The 18,193-nt window shown below is 71.3% G+C and carries 14 protein-coding genes; 9 read left to right on the top strand and 5 right to left on the bottom strand.

From position 1 onward, the window contains the following. Positions 1 to 24: 24 nt before the first annotated feature. Positions 25 to 570 (top strand): DUF4245 domain-containing protein, encoded by a 546-nt coding sequence (locus ABT340_RS27790; protein ID WP_352013778.1) that lies wholly within the window; start codon positions 25 to 27, stop codon positions 568 to 570. On the opposite strand, the gene ABT340_RS27785 is transcribed toward ABT340_RS27790, so the two are convergent. Beyond that, positions 567 to 806, bottom strand: a complete 240-nt coding sequence (locus ABT340_RS27785; protein ID WP_352013777.1) for an exodeoxyribonuclease VII small subunit — start codon at positions 804 to 806, stop codon at positions 567 to 569. The two genes, ABT340_RS27790 and ABT340_RS27785, sit on opposite strands and share 4 nt — an antisense overlap. A 128-nt stretch (positions 807 to 934) precedes the next feature. Between ABT340_RS27785 and ABT340_RS27780 the strand changes: the two genes are divergently transcribed. Beyond that, the gene (locus ABT340_RS27780; protein WP_352013776.1) at positions 935 to 1,405 is read left to right on the top strand and encodes a GNAT family N-acetyltransferase; all 471 of its coding nucleotides are present in this window, start codon (positions 935 to 937) and stop codon (positions 1,403 to 1,405) included. Here the strand turns inward: ABT340_RS27780 and xseA are convergent. Together xseA and ABT340_RS27770 are read right to left on the bottom strand one after the other, a co-directional pair. Beyond that, complete coding sequence (gene xseA, locus ABT340_RS27775; protein ID WP_352013775.1) at positions 1,383 to 2,591, bottom strand: exodeoxyribonuclease VII large subunit; 1,209 nt, start codon at positions 2,589 to 2,591, stop codon at positions 1,383 to 1,385. The genes ABT340_RS27780 and xseA overlap by 23 nt on opposite strands. A 28-nt stretch (positions 2,592 to 2,619) precedes the next feature. Further along, a complete protein-coding gene (locus tag ABT340_RS27770) occupies positions 2,620 to 3,639 on the bottom strand; it encodes a DUF8129 domain-containing protein (protein ID WP_352013774.1) in 1,020 nt (339 codons plus the stop codon). A gap of 108 nt (positions 3,640 to 3,747) precedes the next feature. Between ABT340_RS27770 and ABT340_RS27765 the strand changes: the two genes are divergently transcribed. Continuing rightward, positions 3,748 to 4,716 carry a 4-hydroxy-3-methylbut-2-enyl diphosphate reductase gene (locus tag ABT340_RS27765; RefSeq protein ID WP_352013773.1) on the top strand — a complete coding sequence of 323 codons (969 nt, stop codon included), beginning with the start codon at positions 3,748 to 3,750 and terminating at the stop codon, positions 4,714 to 4,716. Between the two features lie 46 nt (positions 4,717 to 4,762). On the opposite strand, the gene ABT340_RS27760 is transcribed toward ABT340_RS27765, so the two are convergent. Together ABT340_RS27760 and ABT340_RS27755 are read right to left on the bottom strand one after the other, a co-directional pair. Next, on the bottom strand, positions 4,763 to 5,470 hold the full coding sequence (locus tag ABT340_RS27760) for a DUF6542 domain-containing protein (protein ID WP_352013772.1): 708 nt from the start codon (positions 5,468 to 5,470) through the stop codon (positions 4,763 to 4,765). A gap of 88 nt (positions 5,471 to 5,558) precedes the next feature. Then, positions 5,559 to 6,863: a DNA recombination protein RmuC gene (locus tag ABT340_RS27755; RefSeq protein ID WP_352013935.1), complete on the bottom strand. Its 1,305-nt coding sequence runs from the start codon at positions 6,861 to 6,863 to the stop codon at positions 5,559 to 5,561. Between the two features lie 98 nt (positions 6,864 to 6,961). Here ABT340_RS27755 and ychF point away from each other — a divergent pair, with 98 nt between their 5' ends. The 6 genes from ychF (at position 6,962) to ABT340_RS27725 (ending at position 18,193) form a co-directional block, all read left to right on the top strand. Further along, positions 6,962 to 8,050: a redox-regulated ATPase YchF gene (gene ychF / locus ABT340_RS27750; RefSeq protein WP_352013771.1), complete on the top strand. Its 1,089-nt coding sequence runs from the start codon at positions 6,962 to 6,964 to the stop codon at positions 8,048 to 8,050. A 1,080-nt stretch (positions 8,051 to 9,130) separates the two neighbouring features. Continuing rightward, entirely contained in the window at positions 9,131 to 9,958 is an 828-nt protein-coding gene (locus ABT340_RS27745; protein ID WP_352013770.1) for a conjugal transfer protein, read from the top strand. A 134-nt stretch (positions 9,959 to 10,092) separates the two neighbouring features. Further along, a complete protein-coding gene (locus tag ABT340_RS27740) occupies positions 10,093 to 10,383 on the top strand; it encodes a hypothetical protein (RefSeq protein ID WP_352013769.1) in 291 nt (96 codons plus the stop codon). Positions 10,384 to 10,430: 47 nt separating this feature from the next. Beyond that, the gene (locus ABT340_RS27735) at positions 10,431 to 13,241 is read left to right on the top strand and encodes a TcpE family conjugal transfer membrane protein (RefSeq protein ID WP_352013768.1); all 2,811 of its coding nucleotides are present in this window, start codon (positions 10,431 to 10,433) and stop codon (positions 13,239 to 13,241) included. Positions 13,242 to 13,313: 72 nt separating this feature from the next. Beyond that, positions 13,314 to 15,806 carry an ATP-binding protein gene (locus tag ABT340_RS27730; protein ID WP_352013767.1) on the top strand — a complete coding sequence of 831 codons (2,493 nt, stop codon included), beginning with the start codon at positions 13,314 to 13,316 and terminating at the stop codon, positions 15,804 to 15,806. Then, entirely contained in the window at positions 15,803 to 18,193 is a 2,391-nt protein-coding gene (locus tag ABT340_RS27725; RefSeq protein WP_352013766.1) for a type IV secretion system protein, read from the top strand. The genes ABT340_RS27730 and ABT340_RS27725 overlap by 4 nt, the downstream gene beginning before the upstream one ends.

Genomic DNA, 18,193 nt, shown 5'->3' with positions numbered 1-18,193 from the left:
CGCGAGCGGATAGTCTCGATGGTCGTGAGACGGTTCACTCAGGGCTTCTACGGATACGCGTTCGCGATGATGGTCTGTCTCGCGGGCGTCGGTGTCTTTCTCCTGGTGACCCCGCAGAGCCGTACCGAGCACATTCCCAAGGTCGACTACTCGATCGACGTGGCCAACATGCGCCGGGACGCGCCGTACCAGGTGTGGTCCCCCGCGTCCGTGCTCGCCAACTGGGTGCCGACGAGTTCGCGGATGACCAAGGGCAAGGACAGCGAGGGCAAGACGACCGTGACCTGGCGGCTCGGCTTCGCCACCGCCAAGCGCGCCCACGCCCTGATCGCCCAGAGCGACGAACGGCCCGCCGCGGGGTTCGCCAACCGGATGGCCAACAGCGACCGCCCCCAGGGCAGCCTCCAGGTCGACGGGGTGACCTGGGAGAAGCGCTTCCGCGAGGACAAGAACCAGCGCTCCCTGGTGCGGGTTCTGCCCGACGTCACACTCGTCGTCACCGGCACCGCCCAGTGGGACGAGCTGTCCGCCCTGGCCGCGACCCTCAAGCAGCAGACCAAACTGACCTAGAAGGGCTGGAAGGGCGCGTCTCCCGCCGGGTCCGGCCCCCTGCGCTGCGCCATGGCCGCCGCCAGCTTCACCCGGGCGCCCTGCAGCCACTCCTCGCACAATGCCGCGAGCCGCTCGCCCCGTTCCCACAGCTGGATGGACTCCTCCAGGGTGAGCCCGCCCGCCTCAAGACGGCGGACCACCTCGGTCAGCTCCTCACGCGCCTGCTCGTACGACGGTGTCTTCTCATCGGCCACGCCCCCACCCTAGGGCTTGTTCCGCGGGGCGCGGCCTGGGCGACCTCGGTAGGTGGAAAGTTCCGCGGACAGGCCCCTGACGGGGACCCGCCGACCGCCGACGATCTTCCGCCTGGGAGACTGGGCCGGTGAGTGTTCGCCCCGCGACATCCGAGGACATCCCCGAACTGGTACGGCTCCGCCAGATCCTGGCCGACCGCATGGCGATGGACGGCAGTTTCCCGATCGACGGAGGCTGGCGCGAGTCCTACGCCGACAGTCTCAGCGAGCGGATCGGCAGTCTCGACACCGCCGTCTACGTGGTCGACGCCCCCGAGGGCGGACTCGCCTCCTGCGGGGTCGGTCTCATCTTCGACCGCTTCCCCGGCCCCGGCCTGCCCGACGGACGCTACGGCTACATCCAGGGCATGACGACCGACCCCGCCCACCGCAGGCAGGGACACGGCAGGGCCGTGCTGGCCGCCCTCATGGCGTGGTACCGCGCCAGGGACATCCGCAGGATCGACCTGCACGCCACCTCCGACGGGGCGCCGCTCTACCGGGAGATGGGCTTCACCGCCGACGGCTACCCCTCGCTCACGTGGCGGAGTCCCGTCTGACGGTGACCCGGTCGTCGGGGAACCTGATCGTCAGCTCGGCGCCGGGGGCGACGTCGGCCGCCCGCCGTACGACCTCGCCGCCGGGGCGCTGCACGATCGCGTAGCCGCGCTCCAGCGTCGCCGCGGGCGACAGCGCGACCAGCCGGGCCCGCAGATGCCCCAGGGCGTCCTCCGCCCGGTCGAGGGAGGCGCCCAGGGAGCGCCGGGCACGGTCCCTGAGCTGCTCGGCCTGCTCGGCCCTGCGCTCGATCTCCCGGACCGGGTCGGCCAGCGCGGGCCGGGACCGTACGGCCGCCAGCCAGGTCAGCTCGCGGTCGAGCCACCCGCCCGCGACCCTGCGCCCCCGGTCACGTAGCTGGCGCACCAGCGTGAGCTGCTCACCGACGTCGGGCACGACCTTCTTGGCCGCGTCCGTGGGGGTCGAGGCCCGCACGTCGGCGACCATGTCGAGCAACGGGTTGTCCTGCTCGTGGCCGATGGCGCTGACCACCGGCGTACGGCAGGCCGCCACGGCCCTGACCAGCGACTCGTCGGAGAAGGGCAGCAGGTCCTCAAGGGAGCCGCCGCCCCGCGCGACGACGATGACCTCGACCTCGTCGTCCGCGTCGAGCCCGCGCAGCGCCTCGGTGACCTCGGTCACGGCGTACGGCCCCTGCACGGCGACCGTCTCCACCTTGAACCGCACCGCGGGCCAGCGGCGCCGCGCGTTCTCCAGCACGTCGCGCTCCGCGGCCGAGTCACGGCCGCAGATCAGCCCCACGACGCCGGGCAGGAACGGCAGCCGCCGCTTGCGGTCCACCTTGAACAACCCCTCGGAGGCGAGCAGCTGGCGCAGGCGTTCGAGCCTGGCCAGCAGCTCGCCGACCCCCACGGGGCGCATCTCCAGGGCCGTGAAGGCGAAGGAACCCTTGTTGACCCAGAAGTCCGGCTTCAGGTGCATGACGACCCGGGCGCCGTCCACCGGGCGGGGGACGGTCGCCTCGTACACGCCGCGCGGGCAGGTGACACGGGCCGAGACGTTGGCCACCGGGTCGCGCAGCGTCAGGAAGACCGTGCCACCCCGGGCGGTCAGCTCGGTGATCTGCCCCTCGACCCACACGGTGCCGAGTTTGCCGATCCAGCCGCCGACCATCTGCAGCACCGTGCGGACGGGAAGCGGCTGTTCGGGGGTGGTCTTCGAGGTCATGTCCGCAGAGCCTACGCGGCCCGGGCCGTCATTCGGCGGCCTGGAGCTTGGCCAGGCGGTTCTCGTACATGCGCACGACCTCGGGCCTGGCGGAGGTGGCCCGCTCGTAGGCGAGCAGCTCACCGATCTGCTCGGCGGACTTGCCGCGCATCCGGGCGCGCAGGGAGGCGATCGTCAGGGTGGCGTACCCCGGCATCGGCTCCACGAGCGCGCTCTCCTCCTCGGCCGCCTTCGTCCCTGAGGCCTCTGAAGGCTCAACGGCCTCAGCGGCTTCGGGGGCCTTGGCGGCTTCGGGGGCCTCGGTGGTCTCAGCCTGCGGGGCGGCCTTCTCCGGGGTCCCGGTGGTGGTCTCAGCGAGGGGCTCGGCAGGGGCCTCCGCAGGGGCGTCCGCGGAAGCCTCAGCGGGGGCTTCGGCGGGGGTCTCGGCCGAAGGCTTGGCGGGGACGTCAGCGGGGGCGCTCACGGCGGCGTCGGTGGGGGCGTCAGCCGGGGTGGCGGAGGTTTCCTCGGCGACCTCACCGACGGGCTTCGCGGCGGGCTCAGCGACGGCCCCGGGAGTCTCGGCCTGCGGGGCGGCCTTCTCCGGGGTCTCGGTGGTGGACTTCGCGGTGGGCTCGGCGGCGGGCTCGGTGGCGGGCTTCGCGGTGGGCTCGGCGGCGGGCTTCGCGGGGGCGAAGATGACGGGTTCGGGGCGCGTCCTGGCGCCGTTCGCCTCGGCCTTCGGCTCGACGGGCTCGGCGGTCTCCTTGGCGGCCGTCCTGTCGGGACGCGGGGCGAAGATCACCGGCTCCCTGCGGGCGGGCTTGTCGTCGGCGGCCTGCTCGGCGGTCTCGGTGGTTTCGGTCTCCTCCTCCACGTCCTGCCCGGCGAGGCGCCTGATCCTGTCCTTCACGCGGCCGCCGAACTGCAGGGCCTGGCCGACCCCGCTCAGCGTGCTCTGCAGCACGTAGAGCGGCAGATCCTTGGTCTTCTCCTTGAACTCCTCACGGCTGGAAAGCGCCTCGCGCACGTTTCTGGTGACATTGCGAATGATGTCGGGGACTGACATGTCGTCTCCCTGATGGATCTGTTTGGGTCGTTCCGTATGGCAAGTGTCGGGCAAGACGATGCCTCATGTGGCCACAGGACGAGTGGGCGCTCCACGTAGCATAAGAACATGACGTCAGAGACCCCCACGATCCGGCGCGTCCTAGTGGCCAAGCCTCGTGGTTACTGTGCCGGAGTGGACCGCGCGGTCCAGGCTGTGGAGAAGGCCCTGGAGCGGTACGGCGCGCCGATCTACGTCCGCAAGCAGATCGTCCACAACACCCATGTGGTCCGGACGCTCGAACAGCGCGGCGCGATCTTCGTCGAGGAGACCGAGGAGGTGCCCGAGGGCGCCATCGTCGTCTTCTCCGCGCACGGGGTCTCCCCAGCCGTCCACGAGGAGGCCGCGCAGCGCCGCCTGAAGACCATCGACGCCACCTGCCCGCTGGTGACCAAGGTGCACAACGAGGCCAGGCGCTTCGCCTCCCAGGACTACGACATCCTCCTCATCGGCCACGAAGGCCACGAGGAGGTCGAGGGCACCGCGGGCGAGGCACCCGAGCACATCCAGCTCGTCGACGGCCTCGACTCGGTCGAAACGGTCAAGGTGCGCGACCCCGAGCGGCTGGTGTGGCTGTCACAGACCACGCTGTCGGTCGACGAGACCACCGAGACGGTCTCCCGGCTCAAGGCGCGCTTCCCCAACCTCATCGACCCGCCCAGCGACGACATCTGCTACGCCACCCAGAACCGCCAGGTCGCGGTCAAGGAGATCGCCGCCCAGGCCCAGCTCGTCATCGTCGTCGGCTCGGAGAACTCCTCGAACTCCAAGCGCCTGGTCGAGGTCGCCCTCGACCACGGGGCCGACGCCGCCCACCTGGTCGACGACTCCTCCTTCATCAGGGACGAGTGGCTCGACGGCGTCACGACGGTCGGCGTGACCAGCGGCGCCTCCGTCCCCGACGAACTGGTCGCCGGGGTCCTGGCCCGCCTCGCCGGGCACGGCTTCGACCACGTCGAGGAGGTCGAGTCGGTCGAGGAGAGCGTCCGCTTCGCCCTGCCGCACGAGCTGCGCAAGGACCTGCGCGCGACCGTCTGACCCGCCCCGCCACCGGGCCGCGCGGGTGTCGTACGGCACCCGCGCCCTACCGGCCGTCCGCCGCCTGCTCCTGGGTGGGCCGCTCCTCGGTGGGCTGCTCCTCGCGCGGCGTGCCGTACACCTTGGGTTCGAAGTAGCCCTCGGGCTCCGGGGCGAAGGCCGCGCCGGTCGCCTTCTGCCGCGCGGGGGCCGGTCCCGCCGCCCGCAGCTCCTCACGCAGCTCGCGCACGCACGTGGCCAGGCCGCGCCGCCAGGCGACGAGCAGGACCAGCAGCGACCCCGCGAACAACCACGGGGCACTGGCCGACAGCAGCGCGAACATGCCGAGCCCGAACGCCTGGACCGGCACCTTGGCCCCCATCGCGCTCACGGCCTCGGTGACCAGCGCCGCGACGAAGAAGACCAGTGGTGGGCTGACCACCAGCGAGAGCAGGTCCCGCCGGTTCACCAGCACGACCGCGCCCGCGCAGCCGGCCACGAACGTCAGGCCGAGCAGCGCCGACGGCCCGACCACCGCCTGGAGCACCCTGCCCGCCAGCGTCGAGACCAGCACCAGCGCGATCGCGCCCCTCGCGGTCAGCCGGACACCGCCGCCCGGCCGCCCGCGTTCGTCCTTACGCCCCGTCCCGCCCGTACGGCCTGCGGCCCCACCCGTACGGCCCGCCCCGTTCGACTGGCCGGTCCCGCCCGGCCGGTCGGCTCCGCCCACACGGGCGGCCTCATCAAGCGGCTGCCCGTCGCCTCGCTCGTTCACCACTGTGCCCCCCTCGACCTCGGCCCGCGTCGACCCCCCTGTCCGCCTGCGGTCTCCGGCCGCCTGCGCTTCGCGGGGAACAGCATCTCTAGGGCAGGTCGCCCGCCAACTTACCGTTCAGGCGGGAGATGGGAGACGGGCTTGACTCCTCTTCTGCCAGCAGTTCGGGCGAGGTCAACGCCCGCGGCAGGTTCTCGACGCTGCCGGGGCCGTCCAGCTCGCCGTCCACGAGGCCCAGATCGTTCAGTTTGCGCGCGCTCACCAGGACCCGGCTCTCCAGGGAACCGACGGTCTTGTTGTACGCCTCGACCGCCCTGCCCAGGGAACGGCCCATCGTCTCCATGTGCTGCCCGAGGGTGCCGAGCCGTTCGTAGAGCTCCTTGCCCAGCTCGAAGACGGCCCGCGCGTTCTCGCTGAGCGCCTCCTGCTGCCAGGCGTAGTGCGCGGTACGGAGCATCGTGATCAACGTGGTCGGCGTCGCGATGTGGACCCGCCGCCGCATGGCGTATTCGAGCAGCCCCGGGTCACGTTCGAGCGCGGGCGCCAGGAAGGCCTCACCGGGGATGAACAGCACCATGAACTCGGGCGCCGGGCTGAACGCCTGCCAGTAGGCCTTGCCCGCCAGCCGGTCCACATGCTCGCGCACATGCCGGGCGTGGGCGTCCAGCCTGACCGACTGGCGCTCGGGGTCGGCCGACTCCGCCGCCTCCAGGTAGGCGGCCAGGGAGACCTTGGAGTCGACCACGATGTTCTTGCCGCCCGCGAGCCGTACGACCATGTCGGGCCTGAGGGCGCCGTCGGCGGTGGTCACGCTCGCCTGCTCGTCGAAGTCACAGAACCGCTGCATCCCGGCGATCTCGGCGACCCTGCGCAGCTGCAGCTCGCCCCACCTGCCCCTGGCCTCGGGCCGCTGCAACGCCCGCACCAGCGCCGTCGTCTGCAGCCGCAGCTGCTCGTTGCTCTCCCTGACCACGTCGATGTGCTTGGCCAGCTCGGCGTGGGCGGCCCGCTGACCGGCCTGGGTGTCACGCAGCTGCGTCTCGACCCGCGCCAGGGTGTCCTTCAGCGGCTCGATCAGGTGTTCGACGGCCTGCTTGCGCTGTTCGAGCTCGCCCGCGGCCTCCGCCCGGCCCGCCGCGAGCCTGGCCTCGGCCAGTTCGAGGAAACGCAGGTTGTTGACGTCGAGCGCCTTGGCCGACAGCGCCTGGAACCGGTCGGTGAGCTGCCCTTCGACGTAGGCGAGCTTCTCCTCGGCGGCCTTCGCCCTCGCCTCGGCGTCCGCCATGCGCGCCACGACGTCGTCCGCACCCGTGGAGGCACGGGATCTGCCGAGCAGGAACCCGATGGCGAGCCCGGCGGCGAGTCCTACGGCGAGTTGGAAGGCGAGCGCCATGACATCCACCACGGAATGATGTCAGCACCGCCGGTTCCGGGTGCCTCCGGCCCGCAGCGGCGGTCAGCACCGGGTGATTCGCCGTAAACTCGGCTGACGTGAGCCTGAGCATCGGCATCGTCGGATTGCCCAACGTCGGCAAGTCAACGCTTTTCAACGCGCTGACGAAGACCGCTAACGCCCTGGCGGCGAACTACCCCTTCGCCACCATCGAACCCAACGTGGGCATCGTCGGTGTTCCCGACCCCCGTCTGGAGAAACTGGCCGAGATCTTCGGCTCCGCGAAGATCCTCCCGGCGAAGGTCGAGTTCGTGGACATCGCCGGACTGGTCAAGGGCGCCTCCGAGGGGCAGGGGCGGGGCAACCAGTTCCTCGCCAACATCCGGGAGACCGACGCCATCTGCCAGGTCATCCGTGTCTTCGCCGACCCCGACGTGACCCACGTGGACGGCGCCGTCGAGCCGGGCCGTGACATCGAGACGATCAACACCGAGCTGATCCTCGCCGACCTGCAGACCCTGGAGAAGGCGCTGCCCCGCCTCCAGAAGGAGGCCAGGACCAACAAGGACCGCAAGTCGGCCCTCGACGCGGTCGAGGCGGCCGTCAAGCTCCTCGACGGCGGCACCACCCTGTACGCCGGGGCCAAGGGCGCGGGCATCGACCTCGCGGACCTGCGTGAGCTGCACCTGCTGACCGCCAAGCCGTTCCTGTACGCCTTCAACCTCGACGCCGACGAGCTGACCGACGACGACCTCAGGGCCCGTCTGTCCGCGCTCGTCGCCCCCGCCGAGGCGGTCTTCCTCGACGCCAAGATCGAGTCCGAGCTGGTCGAGCTGTCCGAGGAGGAGGCCCTTGAGCTGCTGCAGTCCGTGGGCCAGCAGGAGTCGGGCCTGGCCCAGCTCGCCCGCGTCGGCTTCGAGACGCTCGGCCTGCAGACCTACCTGACCGCCGGTCCCAAGGAGACCAGGGCCTGGACGATCCGCAAGGGCGCGACCGCCCCCGAGGCCGCCGGGGTCATCCACACCGACTTCCAGCGTGGCTTCATCAAGGCCGAGATCGTCTCCTTCGACGAACTGGTCGAGGCGGGCTCCATCGCCGCCGCCCGCCAGGCGGGCAAGGCCCGCATCGAGGGCAAGGACTACGTGATGCGCGACGGCGACGTCGTCGAGTTCAGGTTCAACGTCTGACGGCCCCCGCAGATCCGCGACGCCCGAAGGCCCGATTCCAGAGGTCGTCGTAACACAGGTCGATCAACCGGCTGCCGCCGGAGGCTTGGCGAGACGCTCGGCAGGGGTTTCCCCGCCGAGCGTCTCGCGTGGGGCGGCCGTCGGGTTCGGTTCAGGTCCTTGACGGTGTGGACCCGCCGGATATGCGTCCTTGCGGAAGTATCGGCGTGGCGGGCCGTCGGCGTTCCCGTCGGAACCGCGCCGCCACGGGTCTGCCGGGTCGAGGAAGCGCGTGCCCTGGTCCCAGGTCGGGGAGCGCCACAGGCGTGCTGGATCAGAGGTACGGCGGGCGGGACGAGACTTTCCGCTCGCCGTATCCGTTCCCCGGCCGTTTCCGCGACGAACGGCGCGGCGGCTCCCGGCCCGGCCTTCGTGATCATGGACGCGAGCGCCTCTGACGTGTTGGTTCCGGCCCGCATGGCGGCTCTGTCCCTCCCGGCGCCCTTCGCGACGTCCCTCGCGGCGTCCCTCCCTGTGCGCCTCCCGTGCGAGGGGAGCGGGCCTGCGTGAGCGGTCACGGTGAGTGACCGGTTCGGGGAGGAAAGGGCAGGTCGGGACAGTGTGGGGACCGTTTGGATAGCAATGCGTGGCGTTTGAGTAATCGACGTAGGGGCTGGCCAGGTGGAATGTGCTTTCTTCGTCTTGTTGTCCCCGGATGGGCCGTCAGCCGGGTTCCAGACCCGGTTTGCTCGGTAACCGTGATGCCTGCAGCATAGGCGTGGCTTTCCTGGAACAATCGTCAAGGCGGTTAGAGTAAGTGCTTGACCATGGTTTACGGGGTCGGGAGTAATACGAGACCGCGTCAGCCGGGGGTTTGGCGCGAGCGGAGGCAAGATGGCTCGAAGGTCAACCGTCCGTGATCCTCGGATCACCGACGACCCTGAGCTGTCGGCATACCCGGGGGCGCCGCACGACCCCGAGTTCGACCGTGCTCCGGCGCGGGGACGTGGTGCGCCGTCCAGGGGTCGTTGGTCCGGTGGCGGTGGTCGTTGGCTCGTATGGGCAGGTCGCGCCATACTTTGGGCGCTAATAGTGGTCATCGTGGTGAACGGGGTCCGTGCACCTTTTGAACGCTTCACCCAGCAGAACACGACCAGTGGAACCCCGCAGATTTCCCCCGACGCCGAATTCCCCGTCAGCAGGGCGACCTCTTTCGCCAGCCAGTTCGCGGCGGTCTATCTGAATTTCGACGCCGTCCGCCTCCAGGAAAGGGCGTCGCGGCTGGCCCCCTATCTCCCCGACGGCGCCGAGCCGCAGTTCGGCTGGGACGGCCTGGGCCGGATGGCCGCCGGGGCGGTGCAGCCGTACGGTTCGGAGATCATCGACAGGCAGAACGCCGTCGTGACGCTGGCCTTCCAGTCGGACGACCGCCGTCAGCTGCTGTCCGTGCCGGTGTTCTACGACACGGAGACCGGGAGGTTCGTGGTCTCCGGCCGCCCGGCTGTCCTGCCCGCGCCCTCCTCGGCGAACCTGCCCGCGATCCCGGCGGGAGACAGGGACGCGGCCGCGGAGACCGAGCTGCGCACACCCTTGGCCGACTTCTTCAAGGCGTACGCCGCGGGCAACAACGTGTCGTTGCAGCGTTACGCCGCCGCCGGGGTGACCCTGGAGGGCTTCGGCGGCGCCTTCACCTTCGTGAGCCTCAAGGACCTCGTCGTTCCCGCGGGGAGCGGGGCCACCCGGGAGGTGACCGCGACGGTCGTGTGGGGGGTGCCCGCGCGGACCACCACGTCCCTCGACTCGACCACCAACGTCGATCCCGGCGAGGCGAGCGGGAAGTTGGAGCAGGCCTACCGGCTCACCGTGGTGAAGCAGGGCGACAAGTGGTTCGTCAAGGACATCCGAGGCGCGAAACGGTCTGTGGGGTAACACATGATCGAATGGTGCCGGTCCACAGTGAACAAACCCCCCCTGATCGGTGAGTCGGCAGTGAGCGGGTTCCCATATGCGCGTCGCGGGCCCGTTATCCCCCGGGCCGTGATCATGAGCACGGAGGACGAGAAATGATCCTGAAGACGATCCTGCTGCACGCGGTCGATCTCGCCCAGCCGACGTCCCCTCCACAGGGTGTGAACACCCAGGGGCTGGCCACCTTCCTCAGGAGCTTCTTCGCGCCGCTCTTCCTCGTCATCGTCTCCGTGGTGGCGCTCTTCTTCCTCTTCACGCGTGAGATCACCAGGTTCGTCCAGTTCATCATTCTCGCGATAGCCATCGGAGTGATCTTCTACGTGCCCAACATCATCGAGGTGACCGCCAAGGCGATCGCGGGAGCACTGGGCATCTCGGCGGGTTGAGACCGCGTGTTTGCGGTCAAAGAACGAGTGGCGGAGAGGAGGAGCGTGTGGATCTACCCACGTATACCAATATCTGGCGGATCGAAAAGCGGCTCTACAAGCTGTACGACCTACGGCTGCCGACGCCGCTGCCGATCGTCTGGATCGGTGTCTTCGTGGGTGTGGCGGCCCCCTGGTCGTTGCTGCTCGCGCTTCTCGGTCTGCCCTTCGACGCCCCCTGGCACGTGGTCTACCTCGTGCCGCCCGGGGTGGTGACCTGGCTCTCGACCAGACCGGTGATCGAGAGCAAGCGGCTCACCGAGCTGCTGCAGTCACAGGTCCGCTACATGGGGGAGCCACGCTCCTGGTGCCGGATGGCGCCGACCTCCGAGCCCGGCGAGATCGCGCTGACCGGCCGGGTGTGGCGGGCCGATCCCAGTCCCGCGCGGGTGAAGGACCGTGTGAAGGGCAAGGCCGGGCGCAAGGCGAAGGGCGCCACGGCCCCGGAGATCGCCCCCTCGGCCCCGGCCCGTGAGGTCCGTCCCGCCGTGGCCGCCGCGGCGGCGGCGACCACCGCTCCCGCCGTCCGCGAACGTCCGGTCAAGGGCACGCCTGCTGTCCCACGCAGGGGTACGGCCCCGGCCCTCGGGACCGAGACGCCGAGCCCGGTCGAGCGGGTCTTCGCCCCTTCCGCACGCGCCCTTCCCGAGCAGGCCCCGGTCCGGGAGGCCGAGGCGGCGCCCGCCGTACCGGTGGCGCGGGTCGAGCCTGTGGTTCAGGCTCAGCCCTCCACGGCGTCCGAGAACGCGCGAACCCCGGCTCCGGCATCCCGCGCCGAGACGGCCACGCCCCAGGCCGCGGCGCCCCGGACCCCCGCCGCGCAGGGCCCCACGGCCCAGAGCCCCACTGCGCGGAGCCCCGAGATCGCGCTCTCCCAGGCTCCGGCCCCCGGTCCCCAAGCCGTCCCCACGGTCTCGGAAACGGTCTCGGAACCGGCGGCCTCCGAGCCCGTGGCCCCCACGGCGTCGGCGGTCGCGGCGTCCACACCCGCGGACTCCGTACCGGTGAACCCCGCCTCCGAGGACTCCGCTCTTGAGGAGTCCGCCCCGGTGGCCCAGGAGGCCCCGATCGGTCCGGAGGCGCTGCGCCGGCTGCGCAGGCTCGCCGCCGCCACCGAGGCCGAGCGCGCTGCCGCCTTCCGCGCCGACCCGCCCGCGACCGAACAACCCACGACCGTCACGCGCGACGACAGGCCGGAACGGCAGGCGGTGCTTCCCGGTCCGTCCGAGCGGGCCACCCCCGTCGAGGCCGTGACCGCCCCGGCGCCCGAGGTGCCGAAGGCCCCCGAGAAGCCCGCCGCGCAGGCCCCGGTCCAGGCCGCGGCACCCGGCACCCCGGCCCCCACGACCGAGGCGCCCAAGACCGAGGCCCCTGGCACCTCGGCCCCCGAGATCGCGGCACCCGGCACCCCGGCGACCGAAGCCCCGGCTCCCGAGGCGCCCGTCGGCCTCCCGGACCAGGAGCCCGTGAAGCGGCCGGAGGCGGCGCCGTACAGGAACGTCCCGCCCGTGGGTGCCCCCGCCGGAGCCGACGAGGGGGTTCGCGCCCAGCACCGCAGGGGGCAGCCCGTCCCCGCGGAGCAGTTCGCCGAGCGACGCCGCCTCGCCGAGGAGCAGCGGGCCGCCCAGGCAGGCAGAGGGCAGGACCGGCTGGTCGCCAGAGCGCCGCGCGCCGAGCAGATCCCCCAGGTACGGCGGAGCCAGGACCAGCAGGCCACCGGCGAACACCCGGTGCAGAGACCGGCTCAGCGCCCCACCCAGCGCCCCGCCCAGCGGCAGGGGCCCCCGCAGGGCGTCTCGATCAGGGCGGTCCCCAGCGGGCCGACGGCGGGCCCGGCACCGGTCGTGCCCCCGGTCCCGGTGTCGAGGCCGGGGCAGGCCGAGCCCAAGGTCCGCCGGGTCGAGTCGGTCGTCGGCAGAGACTCGGCCGGCGGCTGGCGGCGTCTCGCGCAGGTCGTGATCGGGCCGGGCGCGGGCCGTACCGACGGGTCGGAGATCGACGAGGCGCGGGCCAAGGCCATGTTCACCGGCAGCCGCAGGGTGGTCGTGCTCGGGTGCACCGGCGGCGCGGGCCAGACGACGACCGCGCTCATGCTGGGTCACACCCTGGCCAGGCACCGTGAGGACCGGGTGCTCGCGGTGGACGCCAACACCGGGGCGAACGCCCTGTCCGGCCGGATCCAGGCCGAGTCGCCGGAGACGCTGACCTCCCTGCTCGCGGGCCTGGACGGCGTCAACGGCTACCTCGGCATGCGGGCCTACACCAGCAGGTGCGCCTCCGGCCTCGAAGTCCTGGCGGGCGACGCCGACTCGGGCGCCGAGCAGCGGCTCTCCGACCGGACGCTCTTCTCCGACCGGCGGCTCGGCAGGACCATGGACCTCCTGGACCGGCACTACAAGCTGGTCGTGGTCGACCCGGCCGCCGCGCTGGCGGCGAGGGTGCTGCCCTACGCCGACCAGCTGGTCCTGGTCGTCCCGGCCAGCGAGGACGGCCCCGACGCGGTCGCCATGACCTACGAGTGGCTTGACGGACACGGCTGCGCGGACCTGCGCAAGCGCGCGATCATGGTGGTCAACGGAGTGAGCCGCCGCAGCATGGGCGACGTCGAGCAGGCCGAGGCCGTCGCCAGAGGGCGGTGCAGGGCGATCGTGCGGGTGCCCTGGGAGGACGAGCTGGCTCCGGGAAGGTCGGAGCGTGTCGAGCCGTCCCACCTGCGTGCCCCCGGCCGCCGGGCCTACCTCGCGCTGGCCGGGGTCGTGGTCGCGGGCTTCGGGACGGCGCAGGCGGTTCGACCGAGCGAGGAGGAAGTGGCCCAGTGATCCCCCGGGCGCGAGGAGACAGCGAGGTGCTCAGGTGAACCCCCGAAAGGTCGTGCCGGTTGGGGGGCACGGGTGAGCCGCTCTTCGCGGGCGCGCAACCGTCTGGCCGTCCGCTACTTCGACGACAGGATTCTGCTGACCGACACGTCGGTCTGGGCGTACTTCCGGCTGCCGACCGTCAGCTACGAGTTCATCACCCCCGACGAACGGGAGGCGCTGGCCACCAACATCACGATCGCGCTCGCGGCGATCAGGATGCCGGACGCCGAGGTGCACCTGCGGGTCGCGCACCGCACCTACCCGGCGGCCGAATGGGCGATGGCGCTGGACGCCACCTCCGACGAGGGGCCGGGCTGGCGCGACTACCTGGAGGAGATGTACCGGCACGTCTGGGCCAAGGACTTCTGGACCAAGGAGGTCTACCTCGGCGTACGGCTCGGCGCGCGAGGCAGGCAACTCGGCACCGGGGTGCTGTCCCAGCTGTTCGGCTTCTACCAGCGCGGTGAGAAGGTCCTGGGCATCGAGGACGACCACGTCCCCAAGGCGGAGATCACCCGGTGGAGCGAGCAGGCCGAGCGTCTGGGACGGGCCCTGTCGTCGAGCGCGCTGTACGCCAGGCACGCGACCTCGACCGAGATCGCCTGGCTGTTCCAGCACGCCGCGACCGGTTCCCTGGGCGATCCGCCCCCCTCGGCCAGCCCGAGACGGCAGTGGGGGAGGGGCGAGATCGAGTCCCTCGTGGAGGGGCAGATCCACAACGGCAGGTCCCTGCTGCGGATCGAGCAGCCGGACGGCGACTCCTACGTCGCGCACCTGTCCTTCGCCCGCTTCCCCGACCTGATGCCCTTCCCCGACGGCGAACCGTGGATGCACTTCGCCGACCAGCTGCCCTTCCCCGTCGAGATCAGCTCCAGGATGCGGCTGATCTCGCCGATCAAGGCGAGCAAGGACGTGGCGCGCAAGCTCGCGCACGCCCGCGACATGGACATCCACATCCGCGAGGCCGGGGCGGAGGCGCCACTGGCGCTCGCCGAGCAGATCGACGCGGCCCGGATGCTCGAACACGGCATCACCAAGGAACGCCTGCCCTTCGTGTACGGCTGGCACCGGCTGATGGTGTCCGCCCCGACCGAGGAGATCTGCGTGCAGCGGGTCGAGGCGGTCGTCGAGCACTACCGGGACATCGGCATCGACATCGTCAACTCGACCGGCGACCAGTTCTCGCTGTTCTGTGAGGCGCTTCCCGGGGAGAAGGTCAGGGTCAACGCCTACGCCCAGCGGCAGCCGCTGCGCACGATCGCGGGCGGCATGGCCGGCGCCACCGTCGATCTCGGCGACCGGGTCGACGAGGGCAACGCGGGCTGGATGGGACCGTACATCGGGGAGACCCTGGGCAGGGCCCGCAGCATCGTGCACTTCGACCCGCTGGTGGCGGCGACCCGTAACCGGCCGACGGCCATCGCGATCACCGGTGAGCCGGGCGGCGGCAAGACCACGCTGGCCCTGCTGATGATCTATCAGATGGCGCTGCGCGGGGTGACGGTCGCGGTGATCGACCCCAAGGGCGACGCCGACTCCCTGGTCCAGCTGTTGCAGGCGCGGGGCAGGAAGGCACGGGTCATCCCGCTCGGTTCCGCGGCGCCGGGCCTGCTCGACCCGTTCTCCTTCGGCGACGACATCGCGGCCAAGAAGACCATGGCCAGCGAGACGCTGCGGCTGCTGCTTCCCCGGATGTCGGAGGAACGCGAGTCGGCGATGATCCAGGCGGTCGCGGCGGTCTCCGCCAGGCCGGATCCGTCGCTGGGCAAGGTCGTCGACTTCCTCGAACAGGCCGAGGACGCGGCCTCGAAGAACCTGGGCGCCGTGCTGCGCTCGATGTCGGAGATGCACCTGGCGCGGTTGTGCTTCGACCCGTCGGGTGGCGACCAGATCGACACCGAGGGCTGGACGACGGTCTTCACGCTGGGGGGCCTGACGCTTCCCGACGCCTCGACGGGCCGCGACGACTACTCCTACGAACAGCGCCTGTCCGTCGCGCTGCTCTACCTGGTCGCGCAGTTCGCCAGGGGACTCATGAACGGCCTCGACCGCAGGACGCCGAAGGCGATCTTCCTGGACGAGGCGTGGGCCATCACCTCGACCCCGGAGGGCGCCAAGCTGGTGCCCGAGGTCAGCCGGATGGGGCGTTCGCGCAACACCGCGCTGGTGCTGGTCTCGCAGAACGCGGGCGACCTGCTGAACGAACAGGTGACCAACTGCCTGTCGTCGGTGTTCGCCTTCAGGTCCACCGAACGGGTGGAGGTGGACCATGTCATGGCGCTGCTCGGGGTCGAACCCTCCGAGGAGCACAAGGCGGTGCTGCGCTCGCTGGGCAACGGCGAGTGTGTTTTCCGGGATCTGGACGGGCGCGCGGGACGGATAGGGGTGGACCTCATCTCCGATGAGCTGCTCCGTTGGCTGGACACGAATCCGACCCACGACAAACCCGCCGAGAACGTGCATGATCTTTCCGGGGGCGACAGAGTCAGTAGGCCGGGGGCCACGGCGCTGGAGGTACGGTCATGAAGGGCTCCCGCGAGGGCAGCAGAAACTCCCGCAAGAGACGACTACGCAGGCGGATAGCCATCACCCTGGTGGCCCTGGCCGCCTTCTTCGCCTTACCGATGCTGGTGCCGACGGGGGACTCGACCGCCGTCGCCGCCGGCCCCTGCGACCTCTCCCCGGACCTGGCCCCCGAGATCGTGGGCTCGGGTGTGGACGGTCTGGTCAAGGCGCCGCCTCCGGACACGCCTGCGGCGGGCACGCCCACCGCGGCACCCACCCCGGCGCCGACCGCGCCCGGCGCCGCCCCGCAGAGCAACTACGCCCGGTACGGCACCGGCGGCCAGTTCTGGCACACCTACGGGCTCGGCTGCGGCGACGTCGCGGCGGTCATGGGCAACATGACCGCCAACACCGTCTTCTCCTGGGCCAAGGCGCTCGACCGGCTGACCATCACGACCTACCAGGCGGCGGCGACCGAGGGGCCGCTTGAGTCGATCAAGGGCGTCGTCGACGACATCGTGGGCAACCTGGCCGAGGCGATGTACTGGCCGTACCTGCGGCCCATCGTCATCCTCGGCGCCATCTGGCTGGCGTGGTACGGCCTCATCCGCAAACGCGCGACCACGACCGCCGAGGGCATCATCTGGATGGTCCTGGCCGTCACCGTCGCCGTCTGGTTCTTCAGCAGGCCGGGCGACTTCACCGGTCTCGGCAAGACCGTGACGGACAAGACCGGAGAGGTCGTCAACTCGGCCTTCTCCAACCTGCCCAACGCGGGCGGTGCCTCCTGCCTCGCTCCCAAGGACGTCGCCAATCCCCAGGCGAAGCCCGGTGGTTACGGCCAGACCGGCGTCCCCGGCGTCGACCAGAACGCCGAGGCGCTCTGGTCGACCCTGGTGTGCAAGCCGTGGCTCATGGGTGTGTTCGGTACCGCCGACCCCAACGCGCCGGTGGTGAAGGTCTTCGGTGCGAAGCTGCTGGACATCCAGGCGCTGGACGCGGCCGAGCTGAAGGCGAACCAGACGCCCAACACCAATGCCCACCAGGCAAGATACGAGGAAGAGGTCGCGAGCAAGCTGCAGAACACCCCCATTTTCTTCCTCTTCCAGGGAAAGGATTGGACGAGCAGGCTTGGCATCGCGATCGGCGCCCTGATGGCCGCGATGGTCGCGGGGTTGTTGATCTTCCTGGTCGCGGTCTCGCTGCTGGTCCTGAAGATCGGGTTCCTGCTGCTGCTGATCCTCGCACCGGTCTTCCTGCTGATCGGCGTCCATCCGGGGTCGGGGCGGATCATCGCGATGCGCTGGGTGGAGATGCTGATCGGCACCCTGCTCAGACAGGCGGTGCTGGCACTGGTCCTGGGCGTCCTGGTGTACGGCTACGCCCTGATCATCGCCACCGAGCTGCCGTGGGGCATGCAGGTCATGTTCATGGCGCTGATGACGATCGCGGTGTTCTTCTACCGGCGGCCGTTCCAGCACCTGTTCTCCTCGATGGACGGCCACACGTTCACCACGCGCATGCTGGGTGAGGCGGCCTCCGCGCCGACCCTGCAGCGCGCGGCGGGGGTGCTGCCCCCGGTCGCGGCGGCCAGGGCGGGCCGGTGGGGGATGCGCAAGGCCGAGCCCGTACTGCAGGCGGCGGCCATGGCGGGCGGCGCCTCCGTCGCGACGGCCGCGGCGGCGGTCGCCCAGGGCAAGGTCAGGGGCGAGGAAGGCGACCGGGGCGCGGGAGCGGGCACCCGGGTCCCGGCGGGCGCGCAGCCCGCGCCGCTGGACACCGAGGCCCAGTCGGGCAACCGGCGCAAGGGCGTGGGGCGTCCCGTCACCGCGACCCGCACGGGCGCGGCCCCGCCGCTGAACCTGTCCGGTGGCGCGGGCGGCTCCACCCCGGCCAGGACGGGCTCAGCCGGTCGTGGCACCGGCTCGGGCGGCTCGGCTGGTTCGAGCGGCTCGGGCGGCTCGGGTTCCGGCGGTGGCTGGTTCGGCGGGTCCTCGGGAGGCTGGGCTCCGCGAGGCTCCTCCGGCGGGTCGTCCACGGGCAGGTCGTCGGGCGGTGGCCGGTCCTCCGCGCCGTCCTCGGGCAGCAGGCCGTCCTCCGGCGGTGGCAGGTCGTCCGGTTCCTCCGGCGGTGGCCGGTCGGGCGGCGGCCTCTTCGGCGGCGGTGGCGGCAACAACGGCGGCGGTTCCCGGCGTGCCGAGTCGAGCCCGCGGGGCTCCGGCTCCTCGGGCGGTTCCTCCAGGTCCGGCAGCAGCATCTTCAGCTCCTCCGGTTCCCGGGACGACGCGGGGCGCGGCCGGTCCTCAGAGGCACCGCCGCTCTGGCTGGCCAGCAGACCGGAGCGCGACAGGCAGGCAGGGGAGGCGGCGCCGTTCTGGCTGCGTGCCTCGAACCCCGATAAGGACTGA

The organism is Streptosporangium sp. NPDC000239 (assembly GCF_040300765.1).
Classification (GTDB): domain Bacteria; phylum Actinomycetota; class Actinomycetes; order Streptosporangiales; family Streptosporangiaceae; genus Streptosporangium.
This window is presented reverse-complemented; position numbering and strand designations above follow the sequence as displayed.